Annotated in this window: 12 protein-coding genes and 1 pseudogene; 8 read left to right on the top strand and 5 right to left on the bottom strand. The window is 70.0% G+C overall.

The genetic code is table 11. The annotated features are described in order from the left end of the window. Positions 1-424, bottom strand: a 424-nt coding sequence (locus tag IEZ19_RS41950) for an MmyB family transcriptional regulator (RefSeq protein WP_229841468.1), incomplete at its 3' end; no start/stop codon positions are given. A gap of 229 nt (positions 425-653) precedes the next feature. Here IEZ19_RS41950 and IEZ19_RS41945 point away from each other — a divergent pair. From IEZ19_RS41945 to IEZ19_RS41910, 8 genes and pseudogenes are all read left to right on the top strand, one after another. After that, entirely contained in the window at positions 654-1,061 is a 408-nt protein-coding gene (locus IEZ19_RS41945) for an ester cyclase (protein WP_189316651.1), read from the top strand. A gap of 268 nt (positions 1,062-1,329) precedes the next feature. Then, the gene (locus IEZ19_RS41940) at positions 1,330-2,169 is read left to right on the top strand and encodes an alpha/beta fold hydrolase (RefSeq protein WP_189316650.1); all 840 of its coding nucleotides are present in this window, start codon (positions 1,330-1,332) and stop codon (positions 2,167-2,169) included. Beyond that, positions 2,169-2,390: pseudogene (locus IEZ19_RS51705) on the top strand (hypothetical protein); the annotation flags it as partial. The gene IEZ19_RS41940 and the pseudogene IEZ19_RS51705, both read left to right, overlap by 1 nt. A gap of 1,679 nt (positions 2,391-4,069) precedes the next feature. Beyond that, entirely contained in the window at positions 4,070-5,653 is a 1,584-nt protein-coding gene (locus IEZ19_RS41930) for a sensor histidine kinase (protein WP_229841467.1), read from the top strand. A gap of 38 nt (positions 5,654-5,691) precedes the next feature. Beyond that, positions 5,692-6,132, top strand: coding sequence for a roadblock/LC7 domain-containing protein (locus tag IEZ19_RS41925; protein ID WP_189316655.1), 441 nt, complete (start codon positions 5,692-5,694; stop codon positions 6,130-6,132). A gap of 2 nt (positions 6,133-6,134) precedes the next feature. Further along, a complete protein-coding gene (locus IEZ19_RS41920; RefSeq protein ID WP_189316648.1) occupies positions 6,135-6,512 on the top strand; it encodes a DUF742 domain-containing protein in 378 nt (125 codons plus the stop codon). Continuing rightward, entirely contained in the window at positions 6,490-7,092 is a 603-nt protein-coding gene (locus IEZ19_RS41915; protein ID WP_189316647.1) for a GTP-binding protein, read from the top strand. Before IEZ19_RS41920 ends, IEZ19_RS41915 begins: the two co-directional genes overlap by 23 nt. A gap of 32 nt (positions 7,093-7,124) precedes the next feature. Beyond that, positions 7,125-7,721, top strand: coding sequence for a GAF domain-containing protein (locus IEZ19_RS41910; RefSeq protein ID WP_189316646.1), 597 nt, complete (start codon positions 7,125-7,127; stop codon positions 7,719-7,721). A 96-nt stretch (positions 7,722-7,817) separates the two neighbouring features. Here the strand turns inward: IEZ19_RS41910 and IEZ19_RS41905 are convergent, their stop codons facing one another. The 4 genes from IEZ19_RS41905 to IEZ19_RS41890 all read right to left on the bottom strand — a co-directional run bounded on the left by IEZ19_RS41905 (position 7,818) and on the right by IEZ19_RS41890 (position 13,379). Next, a complete protein-coding gene (locus tag IEZ19_RS41905; protein ID WP_189316645.1) occupies positions 7,818-9,053 on the bottom strand; it encodes an acyl-CoA dehydrogenase family protein in 1,236 nt (411 codons plus the stop codon). Between the two features lie 479 nt (positions 9,054-9,532). After that, on the bottom strand, positions 9,533-10,144 hold the full coding sequence (locus tag IEZ19_RS41900; protein ID WP_189316644.1) for a hypothetical protein: 612 nt from the start codon (positions 10,142-10,144) through the stop codon (positions 9,533-9,535). After that, the gene (locus IEZ19_RS41895) at positions 10,141-11,844 is read right to left on the bottom strand and encodes a PHP domain-containing protein (protein ID WP_189316643.1); all 1,704 of its coding nucleotides are present in this window, start codon (positions 11,842-11,844) and stop codon (positions 10,141-10,143) included. The genes IEZ19_RS41900 and IEZ19_RS41895 overlap by 4 nt, the downstream gene beginning before the upstream one ends. Positions 11,845-12,245: 401 nt before the next feature. Then, the gene (locus tag IEZ19_RS41890) at positions 12,246-13,379 is read right to left on the bottom strand and encodes an MFS transporter (protein ID WP_189316654.1); all 1,134 of its coding nucleotides are present in this window, start codon (positions 13,377-13,379) and stop codon (positions 12,246-12,248) included. Positions 13,380-13,388 lie beyond the last annotated feature (9 nt).

Here is a 13,388-nt window from a genome sequence, read left to right as displayed (position 1 = left end):
CGGTGAAGACGGTCCAGGCGAGGTTCCGCTCACGCATCGGCAGTGCCGACGTGTCGCCGGTCAGGGCATACGCGAGCGGATTGGACGTGATGCACTGCCACGAGGCGTCGACGACCTGGACGGGCAGGTCGGTCAGGCGGTCCAGGATCCGCTGCACGCTCGGCGTGACATGACGCTTGATGCTCCCGTGAGCAGGCTCGACCTGATCCGCGACCCGGAAGAGATGTGCGCGCTCCTGGTCAGAAAGCCGCAGCACACGAGCGAGCGACATGAGCACCGACGACGACGGGTGGGTCGCGCGGCCCTGCTCCAGGCGGGCGAGGTATTCGACCGACAACCCGGAAAGCTGGGCGACCTCCTGCCGGCGCAGGCCGGGCACGCGGCGCCGGCCGCCCTCCGGAAGGCCTATCTCGGCGGGTGACACGCGGCTGCGCCAGAGGCGCAGGCTGCACGCGAGCTCGTTCGAATTCGAAACCACGACCCCACTTTAGTGCGGCGCGGCAGGCACAGGGTCGCCCTGCCAGTACGAGGCTCAGCAGGTCCATTTTGCCTGGTGCGTGGAGAGGTAAGGATGGATTCACGGCCTCGTTCAGGGCCGACGGGTCACACCCGTCACCACGGGTGTGACCACCTACGAACTGGAGAGATTGACGATGAGTACAGGCACGTCTGCGCAGGAGCTGCGCGAGTTCTACGGGCGGTACGTGGAGATGGCGAACACGCGTGACTTCGACGGAATCCGCGAGATCCTTCACGACGAGGTTCTTCTGGGCGGCACCACTCCGGTTCCCCGTGACGCCATCATCGCCGAGCTCCGCAAGCACACCGAAGCCGTCCCGGACCTCCACTGGGAGATCCAGGAACTTCTCGTGGAGGGCAGTCACATCGCCGCTCGCGCACTCGACACCGGAACGCCGGTGGCGGAGTGGAACGGTGTGGCCCACACCGGAGCGAGCATCTCCGTCGCCGAGACCGCGTTCTACGAGGTCGTGGACGGCCGATTCAAGACCATGACGTACCTGATGGACGTCGACGCACTGCGGCAGCAGCTCGCCGGCTGACCCACGATCGGTCCCCCGCAGGGTGACCTCGGTGTCCGCCCACGCCCATGCCCACGCCGGAGTGACGCGAGATCGTCGTCGCCACTCCGGCGGCCACTTCCAAGTCAACGGTGGCCAGGCCCAGTTCTTGCTGAGGGATGCGGCGGATGCGCTGACCGGCTGAGCAGACGAAACGTGCTCAGCGTCACGCGGGTGACTGCGCTTCTGCCCTGCTCGGTCTACAGGCCGGAACCGCAGCCGCCGTCCCGATTCGGAAACTAGGAACACCATGATTGAGGGTTTCACCAGCCGCTTCGCTGAAGTCAACGGCACCCGGCTGCACTATGTCATCGGAGGCCAGGGCGACCCCTTGGTCCTGCTCCCCGGTTGGCCACGCACCTGGTACCAATTCCACAAGATCATGCCGCCGCTGGCACGGCACTACCAGGTAATTGCCCCGGACCTGCGCGGTATGGGCGACTCCGACAAGCCCGCGGGCGGTTACGACAAGAAGACCATGGCCCGAGACATCTACGAGCTGCTTCGCTCCCTCGGACATCGCCAGGCATATATCGCAGGCGAGGACATCGGGTCGATGGTGGCACACAGCTTCGCCGCGAACCATCCCGAAGCGACCCGGAAGGTCGCTTTGTGGGAGGTCGGACATCCCACCGAGCTGTTCAACCAATTCCCCCTGCTACCCCAGCCAGGCAAGTTGCCGTCACTGTGGTGGTTCGCGCTCAACGCGGTCAACGAATTGCCCGAGCAGCTCCTTGAAGGGCGGTTCCGGTTTATCGTCGACTGGCTGATCGACTTCCAGGGCGACCCCAAAGCCTACAGCGAGGAGACCCGAGCCGTTTACGCCGCCGCCTACAGCAGTCCGGATGCGATCCGCGGGGGGAATGGCTGGTACAAGGCCCTCCAGCAGGACATAGCCGATCTGAAGGACTACCCGGTACTGACCATGCCCCTGCTCGGAATCGGCGGCAACAACCTCGAGGTTCTCCGTACGCAGCTGGAGGGGTTGGCGGCAGACGCACGCTACGTCGAACTGAAGGGGGCGGGTCACTATATCGCTGAAGAACGCCCCGACGACATCGTGCGGGAGCTCATCGCTTTCTTCGCGTAGCCCCAGACCTTGACCTCGCCCCAGGGGTCTGGGACGGGAATGCCGGTTCGCTGGAATGGGACTACCGGGAGACGGTCGAGCACCTCAGCGACGATCTCTGTGCGTATGCCGTTCAACCGGGTCCCAGGACACCACCCTTGGACGGTGAGGTTCCCTTCGTGTGGGAAAGCCGGCGGCCCGGAGGCCTGGCGAACGCCGTTCACGCGGACCGCTCGCCGGGCAACTCGAGTCCAAGTCCGCACCGTCGGCCTGCCTTGCGCCATGGCCGGCCTCCGCAACCTCGCGATCACCCTTCACCGGCACAACGGCCGCAAAAACACCGCCGCGACCACCCGTCACGCAGCCCGCGACTACCGACGGCCCCCGCCCGGTGGCCGTCCGGGGCCGCAGTCCAGCCCCGGAAGACGCCTGTGGAACATGTGTACTTGAAAGTGGCACGCTTCCTCGGCTCGACGCGGTGGCCCGTTTCCGGTCCCGGACCCTGCACACCCGGCGTGGATCTCAGCCGGGAACGCGGGTGTACTCGTTGCTCAGGTCGGTGATGAGGCCGTTCTCATCGAGCCCGGTACCGGCCGGTTCTGTACGCGGGCTCCCTCGCCGCCGTCCGGTCACCTGTACCGCCTCGCCGGTGAACTGCCCCTCCCCCGGAGATCCACGCCCCCGAAAGCTAGTGCTGTGGCCGGGAAGGTTTGCCGGGAAGCTCGCGGCGTCCGGTGCGGTGCATCGCAAGGCGGAGCGTCACCCGCGTACTGGATGTACTCGGGTGAGGCGACAACGCCGCGAGGTGCCGTGCCGGGCGTCGCGAGCCGGTGAACCTTTCCGGTCACAGCACTAGATCCGCCCGGGACTCCTGCGCGTGCTGCGTAGCTTTGACGACACCCTGCCGGTCACCGTTCACGACGGGCGCCTGGACCCGCCGGCACGCAACGCCGCCGCGGCAGACCTTTTCGGGCCGGTCACGGACGACGGCCGGTACGGGCGCGACATCGTAAGAACGCCTACGCACACGCTGCGTCACCACCCGGCGCGCCCGCGGACACCTCCACCCCGCCCGAATTCGAAGACCCACTTTCCCGTCGGCCACCGTGGAGAAGATCAGTCGCCGCAGCGGCTCGGGCGCCACTGCCACGTGGGACACCCGAGCCGCCTTGACGCGCAGGAGCGAGCCGGCGCGGGGGAGGACCAGCCCGCTCCTGCGGTCGGCGCCCGCATGCCTCCCCATGAGGGCGGGCGCCTAGACCTGCATGATCAGGTCATCCACTTCAGCGCACCGGACGGCGGGAGTGTCACCCGGGACGGGAGCCGGGCCCCTGCTCAACATCCCTGTGGAAGAAGGGTGTTGACGTCTTCACGGCTTCGCCGCCCAACCGTGCGGCAGCCCCGGAGGACATCCCCACACCGGGAGGACCTCACCCGGAGGGTGCTGCTCAGCCAGACCCAGTCATCGCCGCCGCAACCCTCGGCACCCGGCCGACCGGCGTCGAACCCCGGTAAACCTCACGGCTCACCAATGGCGTATTTCCCGCGAGTCCTCCTATTCCACGCAAAGGCCTCTTTGATTCGCACATGCCACCGGCACGAACATCACCCCATATCAAAGAATCGTTTCGGCTGACCGGAAGTCCCCAACAGTCATGGAGTGGTTACTTCACCGTGGTAGGCGTGGCGTAGGGTAGCTGTCCGATTAACTGTCTGATTCCATACCGGAGTTGACGGTCGGTTCCCGCTGCGCCGTGCGTCCCCCAACTGCTCGCCCGAGAGGACTCCGATGCCCGAAACCCCGACTTATGCAGTGCGTTCGGAGCCAGGCCCGGTGACCGCGGCGGGCTCTACGCGGAACAGGCACGGCAGACCGTCGGCCAAGGACGCGCCGACAGATTCGGCCATTCGTTCGTCAATCGTGCGTCTCAGCGTGCTGCCCGCGGCGCTCATGGCCCTCCTCGCCGTGGGCGTCGTCCTCTTCGTCCTGCTCAGCCAGGAGGGCGCCGCGGACGCGGCCACGTGGGCCGTCCTGACCGCCGCCGCCGTCCTCGGCTGCGGTGTGCTGGCCGGCGGACTGGTCGCCGGGCGTGCCGAGGAGCGCCGGGCGGAGCAGCAGTACGCGCCGCTGCGCCGTACCGTCGCCGCCGGACAGGCCGACCTCCAGGACGTGCTGCGCCGGGTCGAACGCGGCGAGCCCGTCGAGCAGGTGCCGTTCACCCATCACGCGCCGCCGCCCAACGACACGCTGGGCCGGCTCGGGTACGAGATCAGCGTCGGCATGTGGCAGGCCCGCACGGTCGTGGCCCAGACGGCCCAGCTCTCCCGTGCCGCCACGCCGGACAACGAGGAGAAGGTCGAGGTCTTCGTCAACCTCGCCCGGCGCCTGCAGTCCCTCGTGCACCGCGCGATCAACATGCTCGACCAGCTCGAGAACGATGTCGAGGACCCGGAGCTGCTCAAGGGCCTGTTCCACGTCGACCACCTGGCCACCCGCATCCGCCGCCACGCGGAGAACGTCGCCGTCCTCGGCGGCTCGGTCTCCCGCCGGCAGTGGACCCGCCCGGTGACGCTGACCGAGGTGCTGCGTTCGTCCATCGCCGAGGTCGAGCACTACTCGCGGGTCAAGCTGGTCCCGCCGATCGAGGGCACGCTGCGCGGCCACGCCGTCGCCGACGTCATCCACCTGCTGGCCGAGCTGGTGGAGAACGCCACGATCTTCTCCGACCCGCACACCCAGGTCCTGCTGCGCGCCCAGCACGTGACCGCCGGGCTGGCCGTCGAGGTCGAGGACCGCGGTCTGGGCATGACCCCGCAGGAGCAGGCGCGGACCAACGCGCTGCTCACCGAGCCCGACCACATCGACCTGAGCAAGCTGCTCGCCGACGGCCGCATCGGCCTGTACGTGGTGTCCGCGCTCGCCCGCCGGCACGGCATCGCGGTCCGGCTGCAGAGCAACATCTACGGCGGCACCCAGGCCGTCCTGGTCATCCCGCGCGGGCTGCTCGGCGAGGAGCCCCCCTCCGAGGTGGCCATCCATGCGGCCACCGCGGCACCCCAGCCCCAGGTGCCCCCGGCGCCGCAGTACCAGCCCGTGCAGGCGGCCCCCGCACAGCAGGCGATGCCGGCCCCGGCGGCGGCCACGGCGCTGCGCCAGCCTCTGCCGCCCGTCCAGCCCCAGGGCGCGCCCGCTGCTTCGGCGCAGCCGCATGGCCCGGCGCAGACACACAGCCCGGCGCAGCCGCACGCGCTGGAGGCGGCCCCGCCCGCGCCGCACGAACATCGCACGACCACGCACGACAGGAACGTCCGGGACGAGCGCCCCAGTCTGCCGCAGCGCCGCGCGCAGGAGCACCTGGTGCCCGAGCTCCGGAACGGTCCCCTCCTCCACCGGGCCGACGGTGACGAGGTGGAGCACGATCCGGGACTGATGGCGAGCTTCCGCCGCGGAGTGAGCCTCGCCGACAACGAACCCGACGAGCCTCCCGCCCACAGCTCTCGCTGACCCGCAGGCTCCGTACTTGTAGCTAGGAGAAGAACGCCATCGTGAGCGACATGCATGCTGGCCAGCCGAAGAACCTGGACTGGTTGCTGGCCGGACTCGTCCAGCGGGTCCCCTACACCCGCAGCGCCCTGCTGCTGTCTTCCGACGGACTGGCGAAGGCTTTCGACGGGATCGAGACCCAGGCGGAGGCGGAACACCTGGCCGCCCTGGCGTCCGGTCTCCACTCGCTCGCCCGCAGCGCGGGCATCCAGTTCGCCCAGGGAGCCGACGTACGCCAGGTCGTGGTCGAACTCGACACCGCGCTGCTGTTCGTGTGCGCGGCGGGCTCCGGTGCCTGTCTGGCCGTGCTGGCCGAGCGGGAGGCCGACGCGGCCGTCCTCGGCTACGAAATGGCCATGCTGGTCAAGAGCGTTCGACCGTACCTGGCCACGCCCGCCCGTCAGGCGGCGGTCGGCGCGTCCATGGATCCGGGGCGCTGAGGATGTCGGACGCGGAGGAGGGGTCGTGGCTCGACGATGAGGCCGGCAGGTTAGTACGGCCGTACACCGTGAGTAACGGGCGCACCCGTCCCTCCTCGCACTTCGACCTCCTCACCCTCGTGATGGCGACCGGCACCCGGCCGCAGACTTACCTCGGCCCCGACTACGACCAGGTACTCGCCCTGTGCGGTGCGCCGGTCTCCGTCGCCGAGGTGGCCGCTCACCTGCGGCTGCCGGCCGTCATCACCAAAGTCCTGCTCTCCGACCTCGTGACGCACCAGGCGCTGACCACACGGGCGCCCCGTGCCGTCGAGGCGGCCTCCCCGACCGATCGAAACCTCCTGGAGGCGGTGCTGCATGGCCTTCGCAAGCGGCTCTGACCCCTTCCCGACCGCCCTGAAGATCCTCATCGCCGGAGGCTTCGGGGTCGGCAAGACCACCTTCGTCGGAGCGGTCAGCGAGATCGAGCCGCTGAGCACCGAGGAGTTGCTGACCTCGGTCAGCGCCCGTACGGACAGCCTGGTGGGCATCGAGGCCAAGACGACCACCACCGTGGCGATGGACTTCGGCCGCATGACGCTGGACCAGGATCATGTGCTGTACCTGTTCGGCACCCCCGGCCAGGAGCGTTTCTGGTTCATGTGGGATGAGTTGTCCAACGGGGCGCTGGGTGCCGTGGTCCTGGCGGACACCCGCCGGCTGGACCACTGCTTCGCCGCCGTCGACTTCTTCGAGCGGCGCGGCATCGGATTCATCGTGGCCGTCAACGAGTTCGACGGCGCCTACCGCTACGAGTCCGATGAGGTGCGCGCGGCCCTCGATCTCAAGCCCGACGTCCCCGTCGTCATGTGCGACGCGCGGCAGTGCAACTCCTCCACCCGTGTGTTGATCGCACTCGTCCAGCATCTGCTCGCCTCGACTCCCGGCACCACGCCCGCGGAGCTTAACCTGTCGCGCTGAGCCATCGGCCGGTGCGACCGAATGGAGCCTGCATGTCAGCCCCGGTTCCCTACCACACCTCGTACGACCCGACCAGCCATCTGCTGCTGACGCCCGAGGACCGTGACGCCCCCGCCCGGGTGGCGCGGCTGCGCGAACTCGGCTTCGGGGACACGCCCGTCCCGGAGTTCGACGAGTTCGCCCGCAATCTGGCCGAGGTCACCGGCGCGCCGTTCTCGATGGTCAACTTCATCGACGAGAACCGCCAGTACTTCGCCGGTCTGTACGCCGCCGGCAGCCCCGGGGTGCAACTGGAGGCGGCGCCCCCGCAGCAGAACCAGGTCGGCCGGACGATGACGCGCGACCAGGGGTACTGCCCGCACGTGGTCGTGCGCAAGAAGGCGCTCGTCCTCGAGGACGTCTGCGACTACCCGCGGTTCGCGGGCAACCGGGTCGTGGACGAGATCGGCATCCGCTCGTACATGGGCGCGCCGCTGATCGACTGGAAGACGGGTATCGCCCTGGGCACGATCTGCGTCGTGGACACGGACACCCATCCGTGGGGGCGCGAGGGCCTGGCGACCATCAAGGCGCTGGCGGAGCAACTGGTCGGCCGCATCCACGACTTGGAGGAGCGGCGCGGCAGGTGAACGCACGGGTTCCGCCTCCCCGGACGGCGCGGGGCGGGCCCGCACAACGTGCACGGGAGCCGCGGGCACGACGCTGTGTCCGTGGCTCCCTGCGGTTCAGCCCGCGTGCCCGGCCGTCTCCAGCTGCCCCAGCGGGCGTTGCGGCCGCACGGTCCGTACGAGACCGGACAGCCGCTCGGACCACTGGCCCTTGGCCGTGCCGAGCGCCTCCTCACCCAGCCGCAGCAGCTGGATCTCGGAGGTGCCCGCGGGGGCGTAGATGTGATAGGCGTCGCGCAGATACCGCTCGACGGGGCGGTCGGTGAACAGCCCGCTGGCGGCGTGGATCTCCATGGCGTCGCGGGTGGATTCGACGGCGGACTCGTGGTTGAGGAATTTGGCGTTCATGAGCTCCGTGTCGCACGGCAGCCCCTGGTCGAGCAGGTATACGGCGTGATAGGCGGCGAGCCTCGCCGTCATCAGGCGGGACTTCATCCGGCCCAGTTTCAGCTTGATGTTGTTGAGTTCGCCGAGCGGTGCGCCGTACCGCTCGCGTTTGAGGCAGAGGGCGGCCGTCTCCTCGAAGGCGGCCTGGTGGATGCCGAGCGAGACCGCGGTGAGGTTGGGCCGGCCGTACAGGATGCTCGAGGAGTAGGCGACGGACAGGCCCTGGCCCTCGACGCCGAGCAGATTCGAGGCCGGGACACGGCAGTTGTCGAAGAGGAGTTTGCCGAAGCTGAAGCCGTGCAGGCCCATGGCGGGCCGGTGCTCGCCCAGCGAGAAACCGGGGCGGTCCGCCTCGACGAGGAAGGCCGACAGTCCCCTCGATCCCTCGCCGGTGCGGACGACGACCCCGTGCAGGTCGCCGACGTGGCTGTTACCGACAAAGATCTTGTGGCCATTGAGGATGTAGTCGTCGCCGTCACGGACGGCGGTGGTGCGCATGCCGAGCACATGGCCGCCCGACTCCACCTCCGTGACCGCGATGGTGGGCAGGCAGACGCCGGCGGCGACGCGCGGCAGCCAGGTCCTCTTCTGCAGCTCGTTGCCGAAGTGGATGATCTTGGCGACACCGAGCTGGGAGGCCTGCACCATGGCCCCCATCGCCCCGCTGACGCGGGCGAGTTCCTCGATGATGATGGTCTTGGCCAGGTGCCCGGCCCCCATCCCGCCGTATTCCCTGCCGATGGTGACGCCGATCCAGCCCTGCCGGGCTATGAGCCGTGACAGCTCATGTGCCACGGTGCGCGACGCCTCCATCTCCGCTACCCGCGGACGCACCTCCCGCTCGGCGAACTCGCGCACGCGAAGTCGCAAGTTCTCATGCCATCCGCTGGTGAAATAGCGTTCCACAACCCCTCCTGCACGCTGCCCCCGGTCCGGCCGGAACGGAGGTCGTTCATCGGGCAGTGGTTCTTCGCCCAGGCTGACGCCCAAATAATTGTCTACTTATCGATCCATCTCGGCCAAGATCACCTCGTAGGTTGACTGAATTACGGCATCTTGCATTCCGCATCAACTGTGCGATACGGAGGTGGACTTGACCTGATCCGCACGGGCTACGGAGAGAAACCGCTCAAGCCTGAACAAGGTTCAACTCCACCCTGACGGTGGTCTGCCCACCAGGCAATTGCCTGGTGGGCAGACCACCGTGCCGGACGACAACCGGTCACGTTCTGTATGGCCGATAAGGGGACCGGACGCGGCGCTTCCAGGACGGCCTACCGTCGGAGTTCGGCCATCCTTGCAGGTGCATGGACCCATGAGAGCGGGCACAACCGTCACATACGCCACTTCACACCACTGGTTCCTCGGCGGAACGGCGGTCTCGGTCAGGCGTGGTCCGCGCAGCAGGGTGTGGGATTCGGCACCTCGAAGGGTGCCAGGGCGCCGCCCGCCGCCGGGACGAGGGCGAGTGTCAGCCGGCCGCCGCGCCACTCGGGGCGTACGTGGTCGCGGGTGACGACCGGCGTGGCGGGATCGGGCACGTCGGGTGCTCCGAGCACGGTGAGGTGCTCGACGGCGGTCAGGGCGAGCACGTCGGCCACGGTGACCGTGCCGGTGAGGTGCTCGACTCCCGGGAACACCACGGCCCGGCCGGCCTCCCGGCCGGCGTGCTCCGCGGCGGCTCGCGCGGCGGCGCGCGCCGCCGGCTCCGGGCCGTACGACAGGTCGCCCAGGGCCGCGCCCAGCCCCGGAGTCTCCGGGCCGGTGATGCTCCGCCACGCCTCCTCGGCCGTCCCCGCGTCGGGCAGGGCGAGGGAGACGGCCGTGCCCCGGCGGTCCTCGGCGCGGACCAGGTGGGTGCAGACGAGCGTGCCCGGCGGGAGGCCGAGGCGGGCCACCAGGTCGTGGACCAGGTGGTCGGCCTCCCGCAGGCTCGCCGTGCCGGCGTCCACCCCGATCACGGTGCGGACGCCGGACGCGTCGTGTGGTGCGGTCATGCGGGCAGGACCCACATGGGGTTGGAGTAGAACCACAGGTCCTTCCACGGGTCGGCGTCGCCGAGCACGTCGATGGCCGGACCCGCCGGGTCGACGGCGGAGCCGTTCAGACCCACCGCGGAACGGTTGCCGTCGGTGCCGCGCAGCCGGACGTAGAGCGGCTTGTCCACCCGGCCCAGGCCGTACGTCAGCCGGACTACACCGGTGGCCTTGTTCACCTCGAAGGACTTCACCACCTTGGTGGCCGGGGTGGTGAAGACGTCCTTGTCCGCGACCGGGCCGGTGACGGCGCCCTGGATGACGTCGACGCGGGCCAGCGAGGGCACGAACTGGGACCAGTTGGGGCCGTTGGCCAGGCTGATCTGGACGACCAGGTCGACCTGGCTGCCGCGGCGCACGTGCAGGGCGCCGCCGAGCGTCACCTCACGGCCGCCCGAGCGCAGCCGCGCGTCGAGACCGCTGATCAGTCCGCCGTGGTCGACCCAGACACGGCCGGCGCGGATGCCGTCCATGACCGCCTGGTACGAGAAGGAGGCGGCGCCGACGTGGGTGCGGCTGTACTGGCCGGGCCAGAAGTCGGTGTCCGTGAGGCTGATGCCGCCGCCGTACACCGGGTCGTCGTAACGGCCGTTGGCGTTGAAGTCGCTGTTCGGGCCGCGCACGGCGGAGTCGGCGTACACGTTGTGGGAGTCGGAGTTGGCGGTGATCCACCAGGGCTTGCCCTCGGCGAGCAGGCTGTCCCACAGGCCGCCGACCGTGGCGGTCATCCAGTCGAAGCCGCCCCAGGTGCGGTAGCTCTCCAGCGGGTAGCCGGCGAAGGAGTCGGCGCTGGGGCTGTTGTCGTAGATGCCGCGCGCGCCGCCGGGGCCCTTCGGGGCGGGCAGTCCGCCGGCCTGGTGGCCGGGGGCGCCCTCGAACCCTACGGCGATGTCGGGCTGGGCGTCGCGCCAGGCACGGATCTCGTGCGGGGAGTCGATGCCCTTGCGCGCCGGGTGGTTGGCCAGGAACAGGGCGTCCTTGATCTTGCGGCGCTGCACCTGCTCGGCGAGGAAGTTGAAACCGGCGATGGCGAGGGCCTCGTTGGCCGGGGTGCCGGCGCCGGCGCCCTTGACCGAGCCGTCGAAGGAGTTCTCGAACTCCTTGAGCACGGCGACCTCGTTGCGGCCGGGGTGCACGAAGACCGTGCCGTGCTCGGCCGCCGGGATGTTCCACTCCAGGCCCTGGAAGACCAGGGTGTCGTCGATATCGTCGCGCGCGGCAACGATGTCGGGGTTGACCTTCTCGACACCGATCTTGGCGTGCTGCTCGCTGCCGTGGTCGGTGATGACCATCCAGTCGAGGCCGTGCGCGTTTGCCTGCCGGACGTGGTCGATGACCCGGTACTTGGCGTCGGAGCTGTACTGCGTGTGGATGTGGTGGTCGCCGGCCAGCCACAGGTAACCGCCGGAGCGCCCACCGTGCGAGGACGCCGTCGCGGGCGCCGACGCGGCGGCCTGGCCCGCGCCGCCGAGCACGCTGCCCGCGGCGAGGCCGGCACCGAGCAGTCCGGTACGGCGCAGCATCGAACGGCGCGAGAGCTGGCCGGGGGTCAGCTCCTCGTCCGGGACGGAGAGGTCGAGCGCGGGCGGCAGCGAGGTGGCTTCGCCGTCGCCGTGGTGGTGATGGTGGTGACCGTGGTCATGCGTGTGACCGTGGCTCATGTTCAACTCCCGCTGACCGCAGGGATGTTCAGGACGTCAGGAGTCTGCAAAGGCACGGTAAACAATGGGGATCGAAGTGATGGTGGGGTAAAGAAGGACGGATGTGCAGCGCGAGCACGGTGCACGCGTGCGGAAGCCAGGCGCCGTGCACTTGGTGCGCAGGGTGGGGCGGTGCCGGGCTTCGGCACACGTCGGGCCTCGGGACGCGAGGAGGTGTGTCAGCGGGCGCCGGGTTTCGGTGCATGACGGGCCAGGAGGACACCGTGACACCGAGCGGTGGCCAGGTTTCGGGGCGACGGGCCGGGAGGACGCCGTGGCCGAGCGCCGTCGGTCAAGGGCCCGGCCGGTGCCGTACGAGTCCGGTAACGGGCCCGCCACCCACAGCGGGCGAGCGCCGTCGGTCAGCCCGCCGTCCGGCGCCGTACGAATCCGATCGCCGGCGCCACCGCCAGCAGCACCGCGAGCACCGCGTAGCCGTGCGTCAGTGTCGTGAGCGTAGCGACCCCGGCGACCAGCAACGGGCCGCCCGCGTCGCCGAGTTCGCGGCCGAGTTCGGCGGCACCCATGGTCTGGCCGAGGCGTTCCTGCGGGGTTGAGGTCGCGAGGGCGGCGAAGCCGAGCGGGGTGATCAGGCCGGTGCCGGCGCCGGTGAGGGCCGCGGCGGTCAGCACGCCGGTCAGGCCCGGCAGCGTCGCGCAGGCCAGGCCCGCGGAGGTGAGCAGCAGGCCCGCCGTGATGCCGCCGCGCGTGGTGAGGCGGCCCGCGTCCAGGGCGCGCCCGGCCCTCGGCTGGACGACCGCGGCGCAGGCGGCGAGCACCGACACGGCGGCGCCGGTGGCGACGGTGCCGAGGCCCGCGGCCCGGCCGGAGACGGGAAGGAAGCCGACGCCGACCGAGAGGGCGGCGGTCGCGGCGGCCAGGGCGGCCGTCGGGGCGAGGAAGGCCGGGTCGGCGAGCCGGCGGGCCAGATCGAGCAGGGTCTGCCGGGCCTTGGGCAGCGGAGGTACGGCGGGCACGGCGAGCGCGGCCCAGCAGGCGACCGCCGCGCCGAGCACGGCGAGGACGGCGAACAGCAGCCGCAGACCGCCGACCCACACCAACACCCCGCCGAGCAGCGGGCCGAGGGTGTAGCCGATGGACTTGTAGAAGCCGTAACTGCCGAAGGCGCGGCCGTGTTTGGCGGCCGGGTTGAGACGGGCGACCAGCGCGGAGGCCGAGGGCGAGAAGGCGGAGGCCGCGGCACCCTGACCCAGGCGTGCGGCCCACAGCCAGCCGGGGCTGTCGGCGACGACGTACACCGCGGAGGCCAGGGCGAACCCCGCGAGCCCGCCGAGCAGCACGGGCCGCGCGCCGATCCGGTCGGCGAGGCTCCCGAACACCGGCTTGAGCACCACCTCGGCCCCGTCGTACAGGGCGAGCAGCCCACCGAGGACGAGCAACGAGGTGACGGCGTCGGCGGAGAAACCCCCGAGGTTCGCGGCGATGCCGTGCGCCCCGAAGGCGGTGGTGAACCCGGCGGCGTACAACGGCCCCATCTGCCGGGC

This window comes from Streptomyces brasiliensis (assembly GCF_014647875.1).
In the GTDB taxonomy this organism is placed as follows: Bacteria; Actinomycetota; Actinomycetes; order Streptomycetales; family Streptomycetaceae; genus Streptomyces; species Streptomyces brasiliensis.
Note: the sequence above shows the minus strand (reverse complement) of the source record. Positions and strands in the feature narration are given on the sequence as shown.